Annotated in this window: 21 protein-coding genes and 1 tRNA gene; 15 read left to right on the top strand and 7 right to left on the bottom strand. The window is 71.0% G+C overall.

The features are described from left to right. The first annotated feature begins 10 nt into the window (after nt 1–10). From L0965_RS12325 to L0965_RS12280, 10 genes are all read left to right on the top strand, one after another. Nucleotides 11–385 carry a helix-turn-helix transcriptional regulator gene (locus L0965_RS12325; RefSeq protein ID WP_101306269.1) on the top strand — a complete coding sequence of 125 codons (375 nt, stop codon included), beginning with the start codon at nt 11–13 and terminating at the stop codon, nt 383–385. Next, complete coding sequence (locus L0965_RS12320; protein WP_101306268.1) at nt 382–2,022, top strand: SulP family inorganic anion transporter; 1,641 nt, start codon at nt 382–384, stop codon at nt 2,020–2,022. The genes L0965_RS12325 and L0965_RS12320 overlap by 4 nt, the downstream gene beginning before the upstream one ends. Before the next feature lie 74 nt (nt 2,023–2,096). Next, a complete protein-coding gene (pepN, locus tag L0965_RS12315) occupies nt 2,097–4,643 on the top strand; it encodes an aminopeptidase N (RefSeq protein ID WP_101306267.1) in 2,547 nt (848 codons plus the stop codon). Between the two features lie 180 nt (nt 4,644–4,823). Beyond that, the gene (locus L0965_RS12310; protein ID WP_061781789.1) at nt 4,824–5,735 is read left to right on the top strand and encodes an ABC transporter ATP-binding protein; all 912 of its coding nucleotides are present in this window, start codon (nt 4,824–4,826) and stop codon (nt 5,733–5,735) included. After that, nucleotides 5,732–6,547, top strand: coding sequence for an ABC transporter permease (locus tag L0965_RS12305; protein WP_060958527.1), 816 nt, complete (start codon nt 5,732–5,734; stop codon nt 6,545–6,547). The genes L0965_RS12310 and L0965_RS12305 overlap by 4 nt, the downstream gene beginning before the upstream one ends. Nucleotides 6,548–6,554: 7 nt before the next feature. After that, on the top strand, nt 6,555–7,808 hold the full coding sequence (locus L0965_RS12300; RefSeq protein WP_101306266.1) for a sensor histidine kinase: 1,254 nt from the start codon (nt 6,555–6,557) through the stop codon (nt 7,806–7,808). Beyond that, complete coding sequence (locus L0965_RS12295) at nt 7,805–8,560, top strand: response regulator transcription factor (protein WP_191008530.1); 756 nt, start codon at nt 7,805–7,807, stop codon at nt 8,558–8,560. The genes L0965_RS12300 and L0965_RS12295 overlap by 4 nt, the downstream gene beginning before the upstream one ends. 10 nt (nt 8,561–8,570) lie before the next feature. After that, nucleotides 8,571–9,704 carry a mechanosensitive ion channel family protein gene (locus tag L0965_RS12290; RefSeq protein ID WP_101306265.1) on the top strand — a complete coding sequence of 378 codons (1,134 nt, stop codon included), beginning with the start codon at nt 8,571–8,573 and terminating at the stop codon, nt 9,702–9,704. Further along, nucleotides 9,701–10,180: a globin gene (locus L0965_RS12285; protein WP_101306264.1), complete on the top strand. Its 480-nt coding sequence runs from the start codon at nt 9,701–9,703 to the stop codon at nt 10,178–10,180. Before L0965_RS12290 ends, L0965_RS12285 begins: the two co-directional genes overlap by 4 nt. Nucleotides 10,181–10,220: 40 nt before the next feature. Beyond that, nucleotides 10,221–11,888: an FAD-binding dehydrogenase gene (locus L0965_RS12280; protein ID WP_101307227.1), complete on the top strand. Its 1,668-nt coding sequence runs from the start codon at nt 10,221–10,223 to the stop codon at nt 11,886–11,888. A gap of 34 nt (nt 11,889–11,922) precedes the next feature. Here the strand turns inward: L0965_RS12280 and L0965_RS12275 are convergent, their stop codons facing one another. Further along, complete coding sequence (locus L0965_RS12275; RefSeq protein WP_101306263.1) at nt 11,923–12,591, bottom strand: hypothetical protein; 669 nt, start codon at nt 12,589–12,591, stop codon at nt 11,923–11,925. 58 nt (nt 12,592–12,649) lie between these two features. Between L0965_RS12275 and L0965_RS12270 the strand changes: the two genes are divergently transcribed. Further along, nucleotides 12,650–13,522, top strand: coding sequence for an acyl-CoA thioesterase (locus tag L0965_RS12270; RefSeq protein WP_374198337.1), 873 nt, complete (start codon nt 12,650–12,652; stop codon nt 13,520–13,522). Nucleotides 13,523–13,543: 21 nt separating this feature from the next. On the opposite strand, the gene L0965_RS12265 is transcribed toward L0965_RS12270, so the two are convergent. The 4 genes from L0965_RS12265 to L0965_RS12250 all read right to left on the bottom strand — a co-directional run bounded on the left by L0965_RS12265 (nt 13,544) and on the right by L0965_RS12250 (nt 16,914). Continuing rightward, nucleotides 13,544–14,017, bottom strand: coding sequence for a thioesterase family protein (locus L0965_RS12265; RefSeq protein WP_101306262.1), 474 nt, complete (start codon nt 14,015–14,017; stop codon nt 13,544–13,546). Further along, on the bottom strand, nt 14,010–15,689 hold the full coding sequence (gene ettA / locus L0965_RS12260) for an energy-dependent translational throttle protein EttA (protein WP_060958520.1): 1,680 nt from the start codon (nt 15,687–15,689) through the stop codon (nt 14,010–14,012). The genes L0965_RS12265 and ettA overlap by 8 nt, the downstream gene beginning before the upstream one ends. Before the next feature lie 104 nt (nt 15,690–15,793). After that, nucleotides 15,794–16,282 (bottom strand): hypothetical protein, encoded by a 489-nt coding sequence (locus L0965_RS12255; RefSeq protein WP_060958519.1) that lies wholly within the window; start codon nt 16,280–16,282, stop codon nt 15,794–15,796. A gap of 92 nt (nt 16,283–16,374) precedes the next feature. Then, nucleotides 16,375–16,914 carry a single-stranded DNA-binding protein gene (locus L0965_RS12250; protein ID WP_101306261.1) on the bottom strand — a complete coding sequence of 180 codons (540 nt, stop codon included), beginning with the start codon at nt 16,912–16,914 and terminating at the stop codon, nt 16,375–16,377. Nucleotides 16,915–17,148: 234 nt separating this feature from the next. Here L0965_RS12250 and L0965_RS12245 point away from each other — a divergent pair, with 234 nt between their 5' ends. After that, the gene (locus L0965_RS12245) at nt 17,149–17,394 is read left to right on the top strand and encodes a DNA mismatch repair protein (protein ID WP_101306260.1); all 246 of its coding nucleotides are present in this window, start codon (nt 17,149–17,151) and stop codon (nt 17,392–17,394) included. A 25-nt stretch (nt 17,395–17,419) separates the two neighbouring features. Here the strand turns inward: L0965_RS12245 and L0965_RS12240 are convergent, their stop codons facing one another. Beyond that, a complete protein-coding gene (locus tag L0965_RS12240) occupies nt 17,420–18,835 on the bottom strand; it encodes a PLP-dependent aminotransferase family protein (protein WP_101306259.1) in 1,416 nt (471 codons plus the stop codon). A 62-nt stretch (nt 18,836–18,897) separates the two neighbouring features. Between L0965_RS12240 and L0965_RS12235 the strand changes: the two genes are divergently transcribed. Continuing rightward, nucleotides 18,898–19,539: a YitT family protein gene (locus L0965_RS12235; protein WP_223848921.1), complete on the top strand. Its 642-nt coding sequence runs from the start codon at nt 18,898–18,900 to the stop codon at nt 19,537–19,539. Nucleotides 19,540–19,558: 19 nt separating this feature from the next. On the opposite strand, the gene L0965_RS12230 is transcribed toward L0965_RS12235, so the two are convergent. Then, nucleotides 19,559–19,768: a methyltransferase gene (locus L0965_RS12230; RefSeq protein ID WP_101306258.1), complete on the bottom strand. Its 210-nt coding sequence runs from the start codon at nt 19,766–19,768 to the stop codon at nt 19,559–19,561. A gap of 127 nt (nt 19,769–19,895) precedes the next feature. On the opposite strand from L0965_RS12230, the gene L0965_RS12225 reads away from it, so the two are divergent. Together L0965_RS12225 and orn are read left to right on the top strand one after the other, a co-directional pair. Next, nucleotides 19,896–19,968, top strand: a tRNA-Arg gene (locus tag L0965_RS12225). Nucleotides 19,969–20,047: 79 nt separating this feature from the next. Continuing rightward, entirely contained in the window at nt 20,048–20,671 is a 624-nt protein-coding gene (gene orn / locus L0965_RS12220) for an oligoribonuclease (RefSeq protein ID WP_060958514.1), read from the top strand.

The raw sequence follows: 20,671 nt of genomic DNA, 5'->3' as shown, positions 1-20,671 counted from the left end.
TGAATCCATCATGCCATTCACCCAGACGCAACGACCGTTGTACGAGGTCAAGGCCAACCTGTTCAAAGGACTCGCCCACCCGTTCCGGATCCGGCTGCTCGAACTGCTCGCGGGGGCGCCGGAGGTGAGCGTCGCCGACCTGCAGCGCGAGACGGGTCTGGAGGCCTCGCATCTGTCTCAGCATCTCTCGGTGCTCCGCCGGCACCGGCTGGTCGAGTCGGAGCGCCGTGCGAGTCATGTGTATTACCGGCTGTCCGACCCCAAGGTCGCCGATCTGCTCTCGGCGGCGCGCGAACTGCTTCTCGGCATCCTGAGCGCCGACGGCGACCTCCTGCTCGACGCGCAGGCGCTGCCGGTGCTGCCCGTGCCGGGCGCCCGCTCATGAGCGCGGGCGTGCGCTCGCTGCTGCCCTCCCGCGCCGACTACGCGCAGGTCGGGCGGACGTGGCGCGGCGACCTGCTCGCCGGGCTCACGGTCGGGATCGTCGCCCTCCCCCTCGCGCTCGGCTTCGGAGTCAGCTCCGGCCTCAGCGCCGAGGCGGGCCTGATCACCGCCGTGATCGCCGGAGTGATCGCGGCCGTCTTCGGCGGCTCGAACGTGCAGGTCTCCGGGCCCACGGGGGCCATGGTCGTCGTGCTCGTCCCCATCGTCGCCACCCACGGCGTCGGTGCGGTGGCCGTCGTCAGCCTCATGGCCGGCGTCCTCGTCATCGCGGCGGGAGCCCTGCGTCTCGGTCGCGCCGTCTCCTTCATCCCCTGGCCCGTCATCGAGGGCTTCACGCTCGGCATCGGCGTCATCATCTTCGCCCAGCAGATCCCCTCCCTCGTCTCCGCCCACACGGCGGGCGCCGGTGAGCACAGCTCCAACGCCCTCGTGGCGGCCGTGCAGTCGTTCGCCCGGCTCGACCCCGGCTACGCGCTGTGGGCGCTGGGCGCGGTCGTCGCGGTCTGCATGCTCGGCGCACCGCGGCTGCACCGGGCGATTCCCGGCTCCCTCGTCGGCATCGTGGTCGTCTCCGTGGTGTGCCTGCTCGTGGACAGCCCTCTGGCGCGCATCGGCGCCCTGCCCGCCTCGCTCCCGGTCCCGGCTCTGCCCGCGGTGGATGCCGCGACCCTCGGGTCGCTCGTCGTGCCCGCCGTGACGGTCGCCGCCCTCGCGGCGATCGAGTCGCTCCTGTCGGCCCGGGTCGCGGCGAGCCTCGCCGACACGGGGCCCTACGATCCCGACCGTGAGCTCGTGGGTCAGGGGCTCGCCTCCATCGGCTCGTCGCTGTTCGGCGGCATGCCGGCCACCGGCGCCATCGCGCGCACCGCGGTGAACGTCCGCTCCGGAGGGCGCAGTCGCCTGGCCGCCGTCACGCATGCCGCCGTGCTGCTCGTCGTCGTCCTCGTGGCCGCCGGCCCGGTCGGCCAGATCCCGATGGCGGCCCTGGCGGGCGTACTCATGGTCACCGCCGTGCGGATGGTGCACGCCGACACGGTGCGGGCGATCCTCCGGTCGACGCGCGCGGACGCGGTCGCGTTCCTCGCCACCGCGGTGATCACCGTCTCGTTCGACCTGATCGTGGCCGTGCTCATCGGGGTCGCCTTCGCGGGCTTCTTCGCGCTGCGCGGGATGTCGCGCGCGTCGCGGGTGCGCCGGGAGGACCTCCGCGGCGACGCGCAACCGGGCGACGAGCGCATCGCGATCCTGCGCTTCGACGGCCCGCTGTCGTTCACCTCGTCCGACCGCATCTTCGCCGAGGTCGACGCCGTGCGGGGCGTCTCCGTCGTCATCATGCGGATGAGCCAGCTCGAACTGGTGGATGCGACCGGCGCGCACATGCTGGGCGAGGTCGTGCAGTCGCTCGAACGCCGCGGCATCACCGTCCTCATCAAGGGGGTGCAGCCGCGTCATGAAGACCTGTTCCGCACGGTCGGCGTCCTGGCTGCGCTGCGTCATCACAACCACCTGTTCACCGAGCTGCCGGCCGCCATCGCGCACGCCCGCAGCCACGTGCGCCGCGAAACCGCGAGCGCGTAGGCTGGGTGGGTTGCCGTCGGCGCCAGCAGTGCCGGACGGTTCAGACCACGCCCCTCACCCACGGGAGTACCGCAGTGCCTGGAGAGAACCTCACCCGCATCGAAGCGCAGGAGCGCCGCGCGATCGTCGAGACCCACTCGTACGACATCGCCCTCGATCTCACCCGGGGACCGGAGGTGTTCGGCTCGCGCACGGTGGTGCGTTTCGCCGCGACCGAGGGCGCCTCGACGTTCATCGATCTGATCGCGCGCGATGTCCGCGAGATCACGTTGAACGGCGTCGCGGTCGACGCGGCGGCGTTCGCCGACTCGCGGATCGCCCTGGACGGGCTCCGCGCGCAGAACGAGCTGATCGTCGACGCCGACTGCCTCTACACGAACACGGGCGAAGGCCTGCACCGGTTCGTCGACCCGGTCGACGGCGAGGTGTACCTGTACTCGCAGTTCGAGGTGCCCGACTCGCGTCGTGTGTTCGCGGTCTTCGAGCAGCCCGACCTCAAGGCCACCTTCCGCTTCACCGTGACGGCGCCGTCCGCGTGGAAGGTCGTCTCCAACTCCCCCACTCCCGAGCCCGTGCCCGCCGACGAGGGGTCCGCGATCTGGGCCTTCGAGCCGACGCCGCGGATCTCGTCGTACATCACGGCGATCGTCGCCGGTCCCTACGAGGCCACCTTCAGCGAGCTCACCAGCGCCTCCGGCACCGTCATCCCGCTCGGCGTGTACGGACGCAAGAGCCTCTGGCAGCACCTCGACGCGGACTACATCTTCGACAAGACGCGCGAGGGCTTCGCCTACTACGAGCAGAAGTTCGGGGTCCCGTACCCGTTCGCCAAGTACGACCAGCTCTTCGTCCCGGAGTTCAACGCGGGCGCGATGGAGAACGCGGGCGCGGTGACCTTCACCGAGACCTACGTCTTCCGCAGCAAGGTGACGGATGCCGTGAAGGAGCGCCGGGTCGTCACGATCCTCCACGAGCTCGCACACATGTGGTTCGGCGATCTGGTCACCATGAAGTGGTGGAACGACCTGTGGCTCAACGAGTCGTTCGCCGAGTGGGCGTCGACGATCGCGACGGCCGAGGCCACCGAGTGGACCGAGGCGTGGACGACGTTCAACGCCATGGAGAAGACCTGGGCCTACCGTCAGGACCAGTTGCCCTCGACCCACCCCGTCGTCGCGACCATCAACGACCTGGAGGACGTGCAGGTCAACTTCGACGGCATCACCTACGCGAAGGGCGGCTCCGTCCTCAAGCAGCTCGCGGCGTGGGTCGGTATCGACGCCTTCTTCGCGGGCGTCGGCCAGTACTTCCAGAAGCACGCCTTCGGCAACACCGAGCTGTCCGACCTGCTCGTCGAGCTGGAGGCCACCAGCGGTCGCGATCTGTCCGGGTGGTCGAAGAAGTGGCTGGAGACGGCGGGCGTCAACACGCTCGCACCCGAGCTGCGCGTCGGCGACGACGGCGTGATCGCGCGGTTCGCGATCGTGCAGACCGCTCCGGCGGACTACCCGACGATCCGTCCGCACCGCCTCGGCGTCGGCTTCTACGCGCTGGAGGGCGACGCGCTGGTGCGCACGCGCCACGTCGAGCTCGACGTCGACGGCGATCTCACCGAGGTGCCCGAGCTGGTGGGCGAGCGTCAGCCCGATCTGATCCTGCTCAACGACGAGGACCTCGCGTACGCGAAGATCCGTCTCGACCCGCGATCGCTCACCACGGCCATCGACCACCTGGCCCGCATCAGCGATCCGCTGGCGCGGTCGCTCGTCTGGGGTGCGGCCTGGGATCAGACGCGGGATGCCGAGGCCTCGGCATCCGACTACATCGATCTGGTGCTGCGCAACATCGGCTCCGAGACCGAGTCCACGACGGTGCGCACGACCCTCGCTCAGCTGCAGCTCGCCGCGAACGCCTACGTCGCGCCCGAGAAGCGCGAGGCCGCGCGCGTGCGGGTGGCCGAGGGTCTCTGGGAGCTCGCGCAGGGCGCCGAGGGCGGCAGTGACAGCCAGCTCCAGTTCGTGACCGCCTTCGCATCGGCGGCGGCGACCGACGCCCAGTGGGAGACCGTGCGCGCCCTGCGGGACGGTGACGTGACGCTTCCGGGTCTCGACATCGACGCCGACCTGTCCTGGGCGCTGCTGGTGTCGCTCGCGGCCGGCGGTGTGGTCACCGCGGAGCAGATCGACGCCGCGCTGGCCGCGGACAACACGGCGAAGGGCGGCGAGTTCGCCGCGCAGGCCAAGGCCGCGCTGCCGACGGTCGACGCCAAGCGTGCGGCCTGGGCCTCGCTCGTCGACAGCGCCGACCTGCCGAACACCGTCGTGCGCTCCGCCGCACTCGGGTTCGTGCACCCGGCCGGCGTCGAGGCGCTGGCATCGTTCGTGGACGCCTACTTCGACATGCTGTTGCCGGTCTGGGAATCGCGCACCTACCAGATCGCGAACTACCTGATCACGGGGCTCTACCCGGCTCCCCTGGCGTCCGTGGCGCTGCGGGACGCGACGCGGCGGTGGCTCGCGGACCACGCGGATGCGCCGGCGGCGCTGCGTCGCCTCGTGAACGAGAACCTCGCGGGAGTCGAGCGCGCCCTCGCGGTTCAGGAGCGCGACGCGGACAGCTGACGTCGGCCACGCGGTCGGGTCGTGCGCGCGAGGCGGCGCGCGACCCGATGCGCGGGGACGACGCCGCCGGCGATCGCGCCCGGGCGCGCGCGGGGTCGTTCCGGGGAACGACTTCCGGTCAGCGCGATCTCATCCTCTCGCAGGATGCGGCCCCGACCGCAGGCCCCGTAGCGTCGAAGCATGATCGTTGCTGAGAACCTCACGAAGAGATACGGAAGCACCACCGCCGTCGACGACGTCTCGTTCGCCGTGCAGCCCGGGCAGGTCACCGGCTTCCTCGGCCCCAACGGAGCCGGCAAGTCGACCACCATGCGCATGATCGTGGGCCTCGACGCGCCCTCCTCGGGGCGCGTGACGGTCGGCGGGCACCTCTACACCCACAGCCGCTCTCCGCTCACCGAGGTCGGGGTGCTGCTCGACGCGAAGGCCGTGCACACGGGTCGATCGGCGCGCGGGCACCTGCGGGCGATGGCGGCGACGCACGGCATCCCCACCTCCCGCGTCGACGAGGTCATCGCGCTGACAGGGCTCGAGGCCGTCGCGAACAAGCGCGCCGGCAAGTTCTCGCTCGGCATGGGGCAGCGCCTCGGCATCGCCGCCGCGCTGCTCGGAGACCCGCAGACGCTCATCCTCGACGAGCCCGTCAACGGCCTCGATCCCGAGGGCGTGCGCTGGGTGCGCCAGTTCGTGCGCCACCTCGCCGGTGAGGGACGGACGGTCCTGCTGTCCAGCCACCTCATGAGCGAGATGTCGCAGACCGCCGACCACGTGATCGTGCTCGGACGCGGACGCGTTCTCGCCGACGCGCCGCTGGCCGAGCTCGTCAGCGCGTGGACGCGCAACGAGGTGCTCGTGCGCACTCCGCGTGCCGCCGACCTCGCCGCCGCGCTCGGCTCGCCCGACGTCACCGTGACCGACACCGGCGAGGGCAGGCTCGTCGTCGCCGGCATCGCCGCGAGCGCCATCGGCGACATCGCCGCGCAGCGCGGCATCCCGCTGCACGAGCTGACCCCGCGCAGCGGCTCGCTGGAAGAGGCCTACATGGCCCTCACCGAAGGCGCCGTCCAGTACAAGACCAAGGAGATCGCATGACCACCGCGACCGTCCCCGCCGCTGCCGCGGGCTCCGTCTCGGCCCGCCCCGGGTCGCCCTACCACCTGTCGTTCGTCCGCGTCGTGCGCAGCGAGTGGATCAAGCTCCTGTCGCTGCGCTCGACGTGGTGGTCCCTCGCCATCACGGTCGTGCTGTCGGTGGGCATCTCCCTCATGATGGCCGCCGCCCTGCGCGACTTCGACTCGGGCTTCGCGCCCGTCATGGTGGTCGTCATGCCGATGCAGTTCACGATGCTCGTCGCGGGCATCCTCGGCGCGATCGCGATCACGGGCGAGTATTCGACGGGCATGATCCGCTCGACGCTGACGGCCGAGCCGCGTCGCGGCGCGGTCCTGCTGGCCAAGGCGCTCGTCGTGACGGTGCTCCTGGCCCTCGCCACCGCCGCCACCTATGCGATCTCCGTGCTGGCGACGGCGCCGATCCTCACGACGGCGATCGACTGGGCCGACCCGGCGCAGTCGTGGTCGCCGCTGCTGGCGGGCGTCTTCGCGATGGCGACGTTCGCGCTGATCGGACTCGGCTTCGGCTTCATCGTCCGCAACGGCGCCGGTGCGATCGCTGCGACCGTCGGTGTGCTGTTCGTGCTGCCCATCGTCCTGTCGATGTTCTCCTTCGCCGGGGAGGGCTGGAAGTGGATCGTCGATGCGAGTCAGTACCTGCCGATGTCCGGAGCCCAGTCCGCGACGACGGCCGGCGGGGACGAGGTCGTCCGTGGCCTGCTGACGCTGGCCGCCTGGCCTGCGGCACTGCTGCTCGGCGCGTGGGCGGCACTGCGCGGCCGCGACGCCTGACACCGCCATGGTGTCTGCCGGAAGCCGCGGCTCTCCCGACCCCGCGTCGAGCGAGCTGCGGCTTCCGCGTCCGCCGGGAGTCATCCGGCGCTTCTGGGCGCGGCACCGGCGCACCGCCGACGTTCTGATCGCGCTCGCGACGGCGACTCTCACCTTCTCCGCACCGGGACGCACCGAGGCGCGAGACGTGGGCGTGCTCTGGGAGAGCGCGCGACCGTTCGCGGTCGTCCTGCTGGCCGTCGCCTGCGTCGCCCTCCTCTGGCGGCGGCGGAGGCCGATGGTCGCGTTCGCCTTCGCGACGGCGGGGGCCGTGCTCGCCGTCTCGTCCGGCGCCGGCGTGGGAGGCGCGGCGATGGCCGTCGCGGTCTTCGCGGTCGCCGTGTACATGGGGTCGGCCGCGGCGTGGCGTGCCGGGGCCGTCGCCGTCGGAGCAGCGCTGGCGTGCGCGGGGGTGATGGTGCTGAGCGGCGCCACCGACCTCGTCGCCGCACTCAACGGCTGCGCGGCACTCATCGTGAGCCTTCTGCTCGGCACGCTCATCGGCGTCAACGTCGGCAACCGCGCCCGCTACCTCGCCGCGCTGATGGACACGTCGCGCCAGCTCTGGGCCGAGCGGGAACGGCACGCGCGGCTTGCGGCGAGCGCGGAGCGCACCCGCATCGCGCGAGAGATGCACGACGTGGTCTCCCACTCGCTGACGGTCGTCGTCGCGCTGGCCGAGGGGGCCAGCGCGACCTCCGACGCGGAGCGCGGTCGGGCCGCGACGGCGCAGATCGCCGTCACGGCGCGCAGTGCGCTCGACGAGATGCGCGCGATGCTGGGGCTGCTCCGCGACGGGGATGCCGAGGACGACGCACCGTTCGTCCCCCTCGACGGCGACACCGTGCGTGCCGCGGTCGCGGCGGCCCGCAGCGCCGGGCTTCCCGTCACCGTGGAGACCTCGGGTCCCCCCATCGATGACCGCCACCTCAGACTGGCCGTTGCGCGTGTCGTACAGGAGGGACTGACGAACGTGATGCGACACGCCCCGTCGGCGACCCGCGTGGCGGTGACCATCTCGACCGACCGCGGCGGAGTGGAGGTCGAGGTCGTCAACGACGGCGTGGTCGCAGGGGCTTCCCCCGCCACCGGTGGCTACGGCATCCGTGGACTGCACGAGCGCGCCGCACGCGTGGGCGGCACAGCCGAGGCCGGACCCATCGGAGGCGGCCGGTGGCGCGCGCGCCTGACGGTGCCGCAGGACGCGGCGGTGGCGAGGTGACGACCGCGGCGGAGCCGATCCGTGTCGTCGTCGCCGACGACCAGCAACTGATCCGACTGGGATTCGGACTCGTGCTGGGGGCCGAGGACGACATCGTCGTCGTGGGCGAGGCCTCCGACGGCGAGGAAGCGGTCGAGCTCTGCGTCGCGCTCGATCCCGACGTCGTGTTGATGGACGTGCGGATGCCGAGGCTCGACGGTGTCGCCGCCACCGCGCGGATCGTCGGCACCGTCCCGCGCACGCGCGTGCTGGTGCTGACCACCTTCGATCTCGACGAGTACGCCTTCGGTGCGCTGGATGCCGGAGCCAGCGGCTTCCTGCTCAAGGACGTCGATCGCGCGGCGTTGGTCGGCGCCGTCCGTGCCGTCGCCGCCGGTGACGCCGTGCTCTCTCCCCGCGTCACCCGTGAGGTTCTCCGGCGCCGCAACGCGGCGAACGCCCACGCGACGGATGCGGACGGCGCCGCATCGGAGCTCGCGGCCCGGCTCACCGAGCTCACGCCCCGCGAACGCGAGGTCTTCCACGCGATCGCGCGCGGCCTCACCAATGCCGAGATCGCCGCCGAGCTCTACCTCGGCGAGACGACCGTGAAGACGCACGTCGGCCGCATCCTGGCGAAGCTCGGCGCGCGCGACCGCATCCAGGCGGTGATCCTCGCCCACCGGGGAGAGGCGCTCCTCGATCGTCTCCCGGCACCGCGCGACCCGGACGCGCACGCTCCTCACGATCACTCCCCAGGGCGTGCTCGTTAGGATCGGAACGATGCTGTACTTCCAAGACACCGGTGGGGATCCCGCCGCCCCCGTCATCGATCCGAAGCTGTGGGAGAACGTGCTGGTCTTCCTCGGCCAGGCGGGCATGAACGTGCTCGCGAGCATCGGCATCGCCGTCGGCGCCTTCTTCGCCTCCTGGATCCTTCGCCTCGTCATCCGCCGCATCGTCAACCGCATCGTGTCCGGGGCGAAGAGCAAGGCGAACGTCGACGACACGCAGGCCCTCGAGCGCTCGCCCCTCGCCGCGATGCGTCTGGTCCAACGCACCCGCACACTGGGTTCGATCCTCCAGAACATCGTCAACGTCGCCATCGTGATCATCGCGATCCTGTTGATCTTCGGAACGGTCGCCCCCGACGCGCTCGGCTCGTTCGCGCTGCTGTCCGCCGCGATCGGCGCCGGCCTCGGCTTCGGTGCCCAGAACATCGTCAAGGACGTGCTCAACGGCATCTTCATCGTCGCGGAGGACCAGGTGGGGATCGGCGACGTCGTCGACCTCGGCTTGGCGACGGGCATCGTCGAGTACGTCAGCGTGCGGATCACGCACGTCCGCGACGTCAACGGCACGCTCTGGTACGTGCGCAACGGGGAGATCACGCGCATCGGAAACATGTCGCAGGGCTGGTCGCGCGTCATCATCGACCTCGCGCTGCCGGTCGACGTCGACATCGATCAGGTCGAGAAGTCGATGCTCGCCACAGCGAAGTCTCTCGCGAAGGATCCGAAGTGGCGCACGCGCGTGATCGAGCAGCCCGAGGTGTGGGGACTCGAGTCGATCACCGGCGATGCCCTCGTAATCCGTCTCGTGATGAAGACGCGGGCCAATGCGAAGGACGACGTCGCGCGCGAGCTGCGCATGCGGCTCAAGCGCGCGATGGACGACCTCGGTGTGACGCTGCCGTCGATGAACACCGTCATGCTCGCCGGGCTCGAGGGAGCCCAGCGCGTGCGGGGCGCGAACCCGCCGCGCACCCGGCCGACCCCGGTGGCGACCGCCGACGGCAAGGGCATCTGGAAGCCCAAGCGCGGAGGCGCCGCATCGAAGCGGACCGGCGCGGAGGAGAACCCGTCGGCTGCGACGGACGGCGCTCCGGCTCCGCAGACGAAGGGCGAGGACTCATGAGCGCGCAGAGCGGGAGCTTCTACGACGAGATCGGCGGGCATGAGACGTTCGTCCGACTGGTCGACGCCTTCTACCGGGGCGTGGCCGACGACGAGGTGTTGCGGCCGATGTACCCCGAGGCCGACCTCGGCCCGGCGGCGGAGCGGCTGACGCTGTTCCTGGAGCAGTACTGGGGCGGGCCGACCACCTACAGCGAGCGCCGCGGGCACCCCCGGCTGCGCATGCGGCACATCCCCTTCCACGTCAATCCCCACGCCCGCGACCGCTGGCTCGCGCACATGCGCACCGCCGTCGACGAGCTCGACCTCTCGCCGCTGCACGAAGCGACGCTTTGGGACTACCTGCAGCGGGCCGCGCATGCCATGGTGAACACGTTCGAGCCCAGCGGCATCGGTCCCGATCGTCCGTCCAGCGCCGCGCACCTGCCGGTGCACCCCCGCCCGACGGAGGATGCCGCGGCATCCCCCGAGCGCTGACGGTCCGAATCTCAGCGACGAGACGACGAAGGAGTCGACGATGAGCACCACCACGACACGCGAGGTCGACGTCCTCGTCATCGGATGGGGCCTCGCCGGTCTCGTCGCGGCGACGGAAGTGGCCGCCGCCGGAAAGACCGTCGCCCTCCTCGACCAGGAGCCGCGCCCCAACCTGGGTGGGCAGGCGTTCTGGTCGTTCGGCGGCCTGTTCTTCGTCGATTCCCCCGAACAGCGACGGATGGGGATCGCGGACTCCCTCGAGCTCGCTCGGCAGGACTGGTTCGCCACCGCCGGGTTCGACCGCGACGAGGATCTCTGGCCGCGCCGGTGGGCGGAGGCCTACCTGCAGTTCGCCAGCGGCGAGAAGCGCGCCTGGCTCCGCGAGAAGGGCGTGGGCTTCTTCCCCGTGGTCGGCTGGGCCGAGCGCGGAGGCTACAACGCCACCGGACCGGGAAACTCCGTCCCGCGCTTCCACATCACCTGGGGTACCGGCCCCGGGCTCGTCGCCCCTTTCCAGGCGGCCGTCGAGCAGGCGGAGGCGACGGGGCGGCTCACGGTGCTCCCCCGGCACCGCGTGACGGCCCTGACCACCGGCGGGGCCGGCGTCACCGGCGCACGCGGCGACATCCTCGCCCCCTCCGGCGCACCACGGGGCGCCGTCAGCTCGCGCGAGATCGTGGGAGCCTTCGAGGTCACTGCGGGCGCCACGATCGTCGCGTCGGGCGGGATCGGCGGCAACCACGACCTCGTGCGCGCCCAGTGGCCCGCCCGCCTCGGGACCGCCCCCGACACGATGATCACAGGGGTTCCCGCCTACGTCGACGGATCGATGCAGCCGGTATCCGCCGCCGCCGGCGCCCACCTCATCAACGGCGACCGCATGTGGCACTACGTCGAGGGGATCCAGAACTGGAATCCGATCTGGCCGAACCACGGCATCCGGATCCTGCCCGGGCCGTCGTCGGTGTGGCTGGACGCCACCGGCGCGCGGCTTCCCGTTCCGCTCTACCCCGGCTTCGACACCCTGGGAACCCTCGCGCACCTGCGCGCCACCGGCCACGACCATTCGTGGTTCGTCCTCTCGCAGAAGATCATCGAGAAGGAGTTCACCCTCTCGGGAAGCGAGCAGAACCCGGACCTCACCGGCAAGGACGTGCCCCTGCTGGTGCGCTCGCGGCTCGGTGCGGGGGCCGCCGGGCCCGTGCAGGACTTCCTCGACCACGGTGCGGACTTCGTGGTGCGCCGGACGCTGGACGAGCTGATCGACGGCATGCGCGCGCTGCCGGGCGGTGAAGCACTGGACGCGTCCACCGTGCGACGCGAGCTCGAAGCGCGCGACCGCGAGATCGAGAACGACTTCACGAAGGATGCGCAGATCGCGATGCTGCGCGCAGCCCGTGCCTACCGGGGCGACCGGCTCATCCGCACCGCGAAGCCGCATCGCATCCTCGATCCGCAGAACGGGCCCCTCATCGCCGTGAAGCTCCACGTGCTCACCCGCAAGTCGCTCGGCGGGATCGAGACCGACCTGTCGGGTCGTGCCCTCGGCACCGACGGGGCTCCGGTCGGCGGACTGTACGCGGCCGGCGAGGCTGCGGGCTTCGGCGGCGGCGGCGTGCACGGCTACCGCGCGCTGGAAGGCACCTTCGTCGGTGGATGCCTGTTCTCGGGCAGGATCGCCGGACGGGCGGCCGCCGCCGCGCTCTGAGCGCGACCACCGCGTCGACGGGGCCGACCTGGGGTCAGGCGGCGCCCGTCGTCCGGACCTCGGTGAGCCCCGAGTGCACCCGCGTGCGCGTGAGGACGTGTCCCCGGCGCAGGCTCACGCGGGTCCACGGTCCGCTGCGATGGACGGTCGCCGTCTCCTCGCCCCCGATGAAGCCGAGGGCGAAGGCGGCGAACGCCACGCCGCGCGGCAGGTCCACGACCTCGCCGTCCGGCTCGCCCCACACCTGCGCCCGCACCAGTCGTACGACGTCTTCGCCCGCCGCGTCCGGGACGGCCTCCGCGACGGCGGCGATGCCCCACTGCGCGCGAGCGGCGAGGGTCGCCGCATCGAGGGAGGCGGCGCGCTCCCACCCGGAGCGCGGCGGGGAGACTCCGGCCCAGGGCGCCGTCACCGCGGAGTCCGGCAGGGCGATCGCGTTCGGGGCGTCGCCGGGTGCCAGCGCGGCGGCATCCACGACGAGATCGCACTCCAGCTCGGGATCCACGCGCACGAAACGCATGCCGAGGACGGTCGGCGTCGCCTCCAAGAGCGTCTGCGGAGCCAGCGGCGCCGAGGTCACGGCGAGGGTGCCTCCCGCTGCGCGCAGACGCACCGTCCCATCGCCGAGGCGGGCGGCGCGCTGGGCGAAGACGAGCACGTCGGCGGCGCTCGGGGCGTCGGAGAACAGGAGGTGGGCGGACATCCCACCTAAACTATCAAGCGGCAGCGGAGACGGACGGAGAGCACGTGGAGACGGCAGGGTGAGCGGCGAGGATCCCGTCGCGGAGATGCTGGATGTGCTCGACCTCTCCTCGGGAGACGCGCGCACGACCGAGGACATCTTCACCGGAGCCTCGCATCCGATGCCGACCGGACGGATCTTCGGCGGACAGGTGCTCGCGCAGGCGATCATCGCGGCCGACCGGACGACCGACGACGACCGCGTCCCGCACTCGATGCACGGGTATTTCCTCCGTCCCGGCGACGCGGGGCGCGGCGTGACGCTGTCGGTGGATCGGATCCACGACGGACGCTCGTTCTCGACGCGCCGCACGCAGGTCTTCCAGGACGGCGTGCCCATCTTCTCCATGATCGCCTCGTTCGAACGCGAGGACCCGGGCCTGGATCATCAGAGCGGGATGCCGACGGGGATCCTCACGCCCGAAGAGGCGATCCGGCAGTGGCCGGCCGCCGGACGGCATCCGCTGTCGCAACGCCTCCTCGCCAGCAGCCCCATCGAGGTCGTCCACGCCGAGGGAGCGATCTACGACGCCGTGGCCCCGCAGCGCAGCGCGCAGCAGAACGTGTGGATGCGCGCGAAGCGGCCCATCGGCGACGATCCCGCGCTGCACCGCGCCGTCCTGGCCTACATGAGCGATCTGACCATCCAGGAGTCCGTGCTGCGCGCGCACGGCATCGCGTGGTCGCAACCGGGGCTCAAAGTCGCCAGCCTGGACCACGCGATGTGGTGGCACCGCCCGGCACGGGTCGACGAATGGCTCCTGTACGCGCAGAACTCCCCCAGTGCGCGCGCCGGGAGAGGACTGTCCTCCGGACGCATCTTCACCCGCGACGGCGATCTGGTCGCGTCGGTCGGTCAGGAGATCATGGTGCGGGTGCCGGATCGCACCTGACCCGCGCCGCAGTCGTCGCGGTCAGTGCCGCCGGAACGCGACCGGCTCCCCCACGTAGGGGCTCCAGGCGTCGCGCATCGTGTCGGTCAGCCGCACGGGGCGGAAGGTCTGCGCGTCGACGAGGACGACCGACGAGGAGGCCCGCGCGTACAGCGTCTGGTCGCCGTCGCTGCGCGGGCTGTACACCTCGTAGCAGACCTCGATGCTCGAGCCGCCGAGCTTGCCGAACCACATCTGGATGTCGAGGGGCTCGCGGCGGTACGGGACTGGCGCGAGGTACTCGATCTCCTGACGCGCGATGAGCGTCAGCACCCCGGCATCCACACCCGCGTCGATGACGGCGGTGTCGGGCGCCGAGTCACCGAACACGGGTGTCCAGAACACCCGCACGCGCGCCTCTTCGAGCAGCTTCAACATCGTCGCGTTGTTCACGTGGTTGAACGCGTCGAGGTCACCCCATCTCAGATGGATGGGAACGTGGAGGCGCTCAGTCACGGGTGAGCTTGCGGTGCGTGGAGCGGTGCGGGTTCGCGGCGTCCGGGCCGAGGCGCTCGATCTTGTTCGCCTCGTACGCCTCGAAGTTGCCCTCGAACCAGTACCACTTGTCCGGCTGCTCGTCGGTGCCCTCGTAGGCGAGGATGTGCGTCGCGATGCGGTCGAGGAACCACCGGTCGTGCGTGATGACCACCGCGCAGCCGGGGAACTCGAGCAGGGCGTTCTCCAGCGAGCTCAGCGTCTCGACGTCGAGGTCGTTCGTGGGCTCGTCGAGGAGGAGCAGGTTGCCGCCCTCCTTCAGCGTGAGAGCGAGGTTCAGCCGGTTGCGCTCACCGCCCGAGAGCACGCCCGCCTTCTTCTGCTGGTCGGGTCCCTTGAAGCCGAACTTGGAGACGTAGGCCCGCGAAGGGATCTCCGTCTTGCCGACGGTGATGATGTCGAGCCCGTCGGACACGACCTCCCACAGCGTCTTGTTCGGGTCGATGTTGGCGCGGCTCTGGTCGACGTAGCTGATCTTGACCGTCTCACCGATCTTCAGATCGCCGCCGTCGAGCGGCTCGAGGCCGACGATCGTCTTGAACAGCGTCGTCTTTCCGACGCCGTTGGGTCCGATGACACCCACGATGCCGTTGGGCGGCAGGCTGAAGCTGAGACCGTCGATGAGCGAGCGGTCGCCGAACCCCTTCTGCAGCTTCTTCGCCTCGATCACGACGGTGCCGAGGCGCGGGCCGGCGGGGATCTGGATCTCCTCGAAGTCGAGCTTGCGGGTGCGCTCCGCCTCGGCCGCCATCTCTTCGTAGCGGGCCAGACGAGCCTTCGACTTCGTCTGACGGCCCTTGGCCGACGAACGGACCCAGTCGAGCTCGTCCTTCAGACGCTTGGCGAGCTTGGCGTCCTTCTTGCCCTGGATGTCGAGGCGCTCGGCCTTCTTCTCCAGGTAGGTGGAGTAGTTGCCCTCGTAGCCGATGAGCCGGCCGCGGTCGACCTCGGCGATCCACTCCGCGACGTTGTCGAGGAAGTACCGGTCGTGGGTGATGGCGATGACGGCACCCTTGTACGACTGGAGGTGCTGCTCGAGCCACAGCACGCTCTCCGCGTCGAGGTGGTTGGTGGGCTCGTCCAGCAGGAGCAGGTCGGGCTTCTGCAGCAGGAGCTTGGCGAGGGCGACGCGGCGCCGCTCACCACCGGAGAGCTTGGTGACCGGCTCGTCGGCGGGCGGGGTGCGGAGGGCATCCATCGCCTGCTCGAGCTGCGAGTCGAGGTCCCAGCCGTCCGCGGCGTCGATCTCCTCCTGGAGCACGCCCATCTCGGCCAGCAGCGAATCGAAGTCCGCGTCGGGATCGGCCATGAGAGCGGAGATCTCGTTGAAGCGGTCGAGCTTCGCCTTGATCGCCACGCCGTCCTGGATGTTCTCGAGCACGGTCTTGGTGTCGTCGAGCTCGGGCTCCTGCATGAGGATGCCGACGCTGAACCCGGGGGTGAGCTTGGCCTCGCCGTTGGACGGCGCGTCGAGGCCCGCCATGATCTTCAGGATCGTCGACTTACCGGCGCCGTTGGGGCCGACCATGCCGATCTTGGCGCCGGGGAGGAACGCCATCGTGACGTCATCGAGGATCAGCTTCTCGCCCACCGCTTTGCGGGCACGGACCATGGAGTAGATGTATTCGGCCATAACGGCCCAAGTCTACGCGGACGGGGTCGTGCGCTCGGCCCGCTCGCGCGGGTACGGGGACAGCCGAGGGACTGACGGCGGCGTGGGGCGTGGCCGCGGCCGGGTCACCAGTCGATCGGACGCGTCTGTCCCACGAGGCAGGTGCCGCCGGGCACCTCCGGAAGCACCCGGGTCTGCGGGCCGGAGACGGAGGGGCCGACCTGTCCCACGAGGCACTCCCCCTGCCATCGCACCGAGAACTGGATGGAGTCGGCCTGGTTGCCGACCGTCGTCAGATCCTGCGTGACCTCCATCGCCGACTTGTCGAAGCCGGCCGCGACGAGGGCATCGATGTAGGCCCGGCCCTGCAGGGCGGCGGGGCCGGCGGCGACGGCGTCGACGATCGAGCTGAAGAAGGGCAGGTTCTGCGTCGCCGTGCCACCCGGCTCGAGCACCGGTCCCGTGGGCGTGGGCGTGGCCGTGGCCGACGGTGTCGCGGTGACGGACGGGGACGGCGCGGGAGTCGGCGACGGCGCGCATCCGGCGAGAGCCAGCGTCACCGCGAGGCCGACGGCGAGCAGGCCGGGGGCCGCGCGATGGACGTCTCTTCTCACGCCTCGAGTCTAGGCGGCGTCGCTGGACGCCCACTCCACACCGGCCCCGGCACGACCGCGCCCTCGTCACACCCGGCGGATGGGGGTCGTGATCAGAACGGTCTCTCGTCGTCGCGCGCCGGCGACCACGCGCCCGCACCGACGAGTTGCGCAGACTCCCCCGACGCGTCGGCGGCCGCGACCGGCTGCTCCGCGCCGATCGCATCCGGGTCGTGCGCGACACCGCCGGGAACCGACCACCCGGTCGCGTCGGCGGCGGGTGCGGGCGGCTGCACGGACGTCGCGGACGGCTTGTGGAAGGTCGTCGTGCCGAACAGCAGGTCGTGGCCGAGCCCGTCGGCGTCGATCTCGGCCGACGAGCCGCTCTTTCCTCCCGACTCCCACTGCTTGATGCGGAACCGCCCCGTCACGATGACGCGTTGCCCCTTCTCGAGCGAGGCGAGGGCGTGCTCGGCGAGCCGCCGGTAGGCCGAGACCCAGTACCAGTTCGTGTGCGCATCGACCCACTGCCCGTTCTCGTGTCGTCGCTCGCTGCTCGCGAGACGGAAGCTGATGGCGGGGATCCCCCCGGGCAGCTCCCGCCGTTCCGGGGTCGAGGCCACGTTTCCGACGACGGTGATGCGATCGCTCATGGTTCCCACTCCTCTCATCGCCCCGGACTCTCCGGGGCCGCTGCGGCACCCGGGTGCCCGCCGGGCGCCGCAGCACGAACAGCGTCCCTCCGCACACCGACGCGATCGGCGTCTCGCGCGCCATCCGTGGAGAGTTCCGCAGGGCCGCGACCTGTGCAGGAGGCTCGGACGACGGGCTCCGTTCGATGTCGTACGTCGAAGCTATGTTCGATCACGACAGAGTCAGGAGTTCCGATGACACGTACGCTCGCTCCCGTCCCCGCGGCCGTTCGCGGCTGCTCGTTCCACCCGGTCTCCCCGCAGCGCTGGCGCGTGCTCGATCGCTCCGGACGCGTCATCGGCCATGTGCGCTGGGAGGAGTGCGCCGACGGCGTGCGCTATCACGCCGAGCGGTTCGACCTGGCGCGTGCGCGACTGCGTCCGCTCGGCGCCTTCTGGACGGCGCGGGAGGCCGTCGACTGCCTGATCTACCTCCGCTGAGGCCCTGATCCCCCTCCGATGAGACTCAGACGACGGCGTCGACCAACTCGCCGCCGTGTACCGGAGCAGCAGCCCGCACCGTCGGCCACGCCCGCGCGAGCACGTCGACGGCGCGCCGGAGCTCTTCGGGAGGGGCGGTGAAGGGAATGCGCAGATGCCGATCGTGCGGGCCGTCCACGCCGAAGCGCGATCCGGCGGACAGATACACCCCGTGGGCACGAGCAGCCAGCACCAGACCGGTGCTGAGGGGCGCGTCGAGCTCCACCCAGAGCGCGACGCCACCGTCGACGACAGGCACGTGCCACGTCGGCAGTGCGACGCCGAGCGCCTCGACGACGGTGTCACGACCCACGCGTAGGAGCTCGGCCCGCTGCGCGAGGATCTCGGGCATCCGTGCGATCAGTCGCGTCGTGACCACCTGCTCGAACTCGGGCGTTCCGAGCTCGCGCGGCGGACGCGCCGCCACGATGCGCTGCACGAGCTCCTCCTCGGCTCGGATCCACCCCACGCGCAGTCCGCCCCAGACCGACTTGCCCACCGATCCGACGCGGATGACGCGCTCGGATGCGAAAGCGGGCGGCGTCGCCGGGCCGTCGATCACGAGCTCCGCCGTGGTCTCGTCGACGATCAGGGTGGTGCCGGCATCGCGTGCCGACCGGGAGAAGAGGGCTTCTTCCGACGCGCTCATCGAGCGACCGGTCGGGTTCTGGAAGCGCGGCATCAGGTACGCCAGCCGGGGCCGCGTGCGCGCGAACACCTGGGCGGCTCTGTCCAGGTCCCATCCGCCGGCCGTCGCCACCGGAACGGCGCTGAGCCGCGCTCCGGCCGAACGAAGGGCCTCCGCGGCATGCGGATAGGTGGGGGTCTCGATCAGCGCGCGATCTCCGCGACCGATCAGCACGGTCGCCAGGAGGTGGATGGCCGACTGCGCTCCCGTCGTGACGACGATCTGCTCCGCCGACGTCGGGATGCCGAGGCGGCGGTATCGGCCCGCGATCGCCTCCCGCAGCGCGAGGGAGCCGCGCACGTCGTAGCCGGCGCGCGACACGATGCTGGCCGCATCGGCCGCCGCCTCGCTGATGACGCCGGCCAGCCCGGGCCATGCCGCCGGACTGGCCTGTTGCAGGTCGATCGCCCCCTCGTCCGCGGCGACGCGACCCACGTCGCGTCGGGGGCGCGGGCGGGTCACGCTTCCGGAGCCGCGGAGGCTCTCGATGTGGCCGCTGTCGCGCAGGCTGCGGTACGCCGCGGCCACCGTCGTTCGACTCACCCGCAGGGTCGCCGCCAGATCGCGCTCCGCCGGCAACGCCGTGTGCGCGGCGATGCGGTTGTCGAGGCACAGCAGCCGGATGCCGTCGGCGAGTGCTTCGTACGCGGGCTCACGCGTCCGCCATCCGCCGAGTGCGGAGGAGAGGGCGCGCGCCGTGATCCGGGAGTCCATGACGTCCACCGTATCGCGATTGGACTGGTCGGAGAGGTCCAATACTGCGATTGGATGTCGTCATGTCGATTCGCGTCATCCGTCTCCTCGTCGGCCTCGCCCTGTACGGCGCGGGGTGCGGCGTCATGGTCCGCGCCGGCATCGGGCTGGACCCGTGGACCGTGTTCGCCCAGGGGCTGTCGGTGCAGACCGGCGTCGGCATCGGATGGATCACGAACATCGTCGGACTGCTGGTCCTGCTGCTGTGGATCCCTCTGCGACAGAAGCCGGGCATCGGGACCGTCGCGAACATCCTGATCGTCGGGACGAGCATGCAGGTGACCGTCAGCACCGTCCCCGCGGTCTCGGGCTTCGGAGCGCAGCTGGCCGTGTTCGTCCTCGGCATGGTCCTGGTCGCGGTGGCATCCGGCATCTACATCGGCGCCCACTTCGGCGCCGGTCCACGCGACGGGCTGATGACGGGGATGCACACGCGCCTCGGCTGGCCGATCTGGGCCTGTCGCCTCCTCGTCGAGGCCTCCGTGCTGCTGGCCGGCTGGCTCCTCGGAGGCACGGTGGGACTGGGCACGCTGCTGTTCGCGGCGGGCATCGGACCGCTCGTCCACGTGGCGCTCCCGCTGCTGGACCCCGACGCGCGCAGCGCGCACGGCAGGGCGGCCGCGGGACGCCGGACGGGCGCGATCGTGGCCGAGCCGTCGCGGTGAGCGACGCGTCGCGCGGGTGTCAGTGCTCGCGGAACCGCGGCCAGTCGGAACCGTGGGGAAGATGCCCGTGCAGCGCGTTCTTGGCGATGTCCATGGTGGGGTACGTGCCGATACTGGCGGAGGCCCCCGCGATCGTGGAGGTGTAGCCCTCCGGAGACTTACGGACCGTGCCGACGACGTTGCCCTCGGCGCCGTACGCGACCCAGAGACTGGACGATGTGGTGCTCACGCTGACTCCTCTCGTCGGATCCGACGCTACGCCCCCGGGCGCGTCCGCGCGAGAGGGCGACGGCCGTCTCGCACACGGCTCGCGCGCGAAGCGGGGCGCACCCGGTACGGTGGAGATGTCGTCCCACCCCTCCATAGCTCAGTGGATAGAGCGAGCGGTTTCTACCCGCCAGGTCGGGGGTTCGAATCCTCCTGGAGGGACGTCTTCGCAGCGTCGCGTCGCGCCTCTGCGCCGTGCGCGACGCGGCGCGACGTCGGCGGCGCTCAGTAGGATGAACGCATGGTGAATGCCGCGGAGAACGACCGCCTCGTCTGGATCGACTGCGAGATGACCGGGCTCGATCTGGAGGTCGACGAGCTGGTCGAGATCGCGATCATCGTCACCGACTTCGAGCTGAACGCGCTCGATCCCGGCTTCCAGATCGTCATCCGGCCCGACGCCTCCGCGCTCGAGAACATGAACGACTTCGTCACGCGGATGCACGAGACGTCCGGTCTGCTGGCGGAGATCCCCCACGGCGTGAGCCTGGCGGAGGCCGAGTTCGAGGCCCTGGAGTACATCCAGCGGTTCGCCCCCGAGGGCAAGGCCCCGCTGGCGGGGAACACCATCGGCACCGATCGGATGTTCCTGGCCAAGTACATGCCGCGCGTGGACCGGTGGCTGCACTATCGCAGCGTCGACGTGTCCAGCATCAAGGAGCTCTCTCGGCGCTGGTACCCGCGCGCGTACTTCAACGCGCCGGCGAAGGACGGCGGGCATCGGGCGCTGGCCGACATCCAGGAGTCGATCCGCGAGCTCGCCTACTACCGTCAGGCGGTCTTCGTGCCCGAGCCGGGACCGACGAGCGATCAGGCCAGAGAGGCTGCTGCGGCCGCCGTGTCGTCATTCGCGCCAGGTGTGTAA

The organism is Microbacterium sp. NFH-22A-Y (assembly GCF_021401375.1).
Classification (GTDB): Bacteria; Actinomycetota; Actinomycetes; order Actinomycetales; family Microbacteriaceae; genus Microbacterium; species Microbacterium hominis.
Note: the sequence above shows the minus strand (reverse complement) of the source record. Positions and strands in the feature narration are given on the sequence as shown.

What these genes read in the sequence shown, in the direction of transcription:
- L0965_RS12325 (WP_101306269.1), top strand. Translation starts at nt 11, where the DNA reads ATGCCATTCACCCAGACGCAACGACCGTTGTACGAGGTCAAGGCCAAC.
- L0965_RS12320 (WP_101306268.1), top strand. Translation starts at nt 382, where the DNA reads ATGAGCGCGGGCGTGCGCTCGCTGCTGCCCTCCCGCGCCGACTACGCG.
- L0965_RS12310 (WP_061781789.1), top strand. Translation starts at nt 4,824, where the DNA reads ATGATCGTTGCTGAGAACCTCACGAAGAGATACGGAAGCACCACCGCC.
- L0965_RS12305 (WP_060958527.1), top strand. Translation starts at nt 5,732, where the DNA reads ATGACCACCGCGACCGTCCCCGCCGCTGCCGCGGGCTCCGTCTCGGCC.
- L0965_RS12300 (WP_101306266.1), top strand. Translation starts at nt 6,555, where the DNA reads ATGGTGTCTGCCGGAAGCCGCGGCTCTCCCGACCCCGCGTCGAGCGAG.
- L0965_RS12290 (WP_101306265.1), top strand. Translation starts at nt 8,571, where the DNA reads ATGCTGTACTTCCAAGACACCGGTGGGGATCCCGCCGCCCCCGTCATC.
- L0965_RS12285 (WP_101306264.1), top strand. Translation starts at nt 9,701, where the DNA reads ATGAGCGCGCAGAGCGGGAGCTTCTACGACGAGATCGGCGGGCATGAG.
- L0965_RS12280 (WP_101307227.1), top strand. Translation starts at nt 10,221, where the DNA reads ATGAGCACCACCACGACACGCGAGGTCGACGTCCTCGTCATCGGATGG.
- L0965_RS12275 (WP_101306263.1), bottom strand. Translation starts at nt 12,591, where the DNA reads ATGTCCGCCCACCTCCTGTTCTCCGACGCCCCGAGCGCCGCCGACGTG.
- ettA (WP_060958520.1), bottom strand. Translation starts at nt 15,689, where the DNA reads ATGGCCGAATACATCTACTCCATGGTCCGTGCCCGCAAAGCGGTGGGC.
- L0965_RS12250 (WP_101306261.1), bottom strand. Translation starts at nt 16,914, where the DNA reads ATGAGCGATCGCATCACCGTCGTCGGAAACGTGGCCTCGACCCCGGAA.
- L0965_RS12245 (WP_101306260.1), top strand. Translation starts at nt 17,149, where the DNA reads ATGACACGTACGCTCGCTCCCGTCCCCGCGGCCGTTCGCGGCTGCTCG.
- L0965_RS12240 (WP_101306259.1), bottom strand. Translation starts at nt 18,835, where the DNA reads ATGGACTCCCGGATCACGGCGCGCGCCCTCTCCTCCGCACTCGGCGGA.
- L0965_RS12235 (WP_223848921.1), top strand. Translation starts at nt 18,898, where the DNA reads ATGTCGATTCGCGTCATCCGTCTCCTCGTCGGCCTCGCCCTGTACGGC.
- orn (WP_060958514.1), top strand. Translation starts at nt 20,048, where the DNA reads ATGGTGAATGCCGCGGAGAACGACCGCCTCGTCTGGATCGACTGCGAG.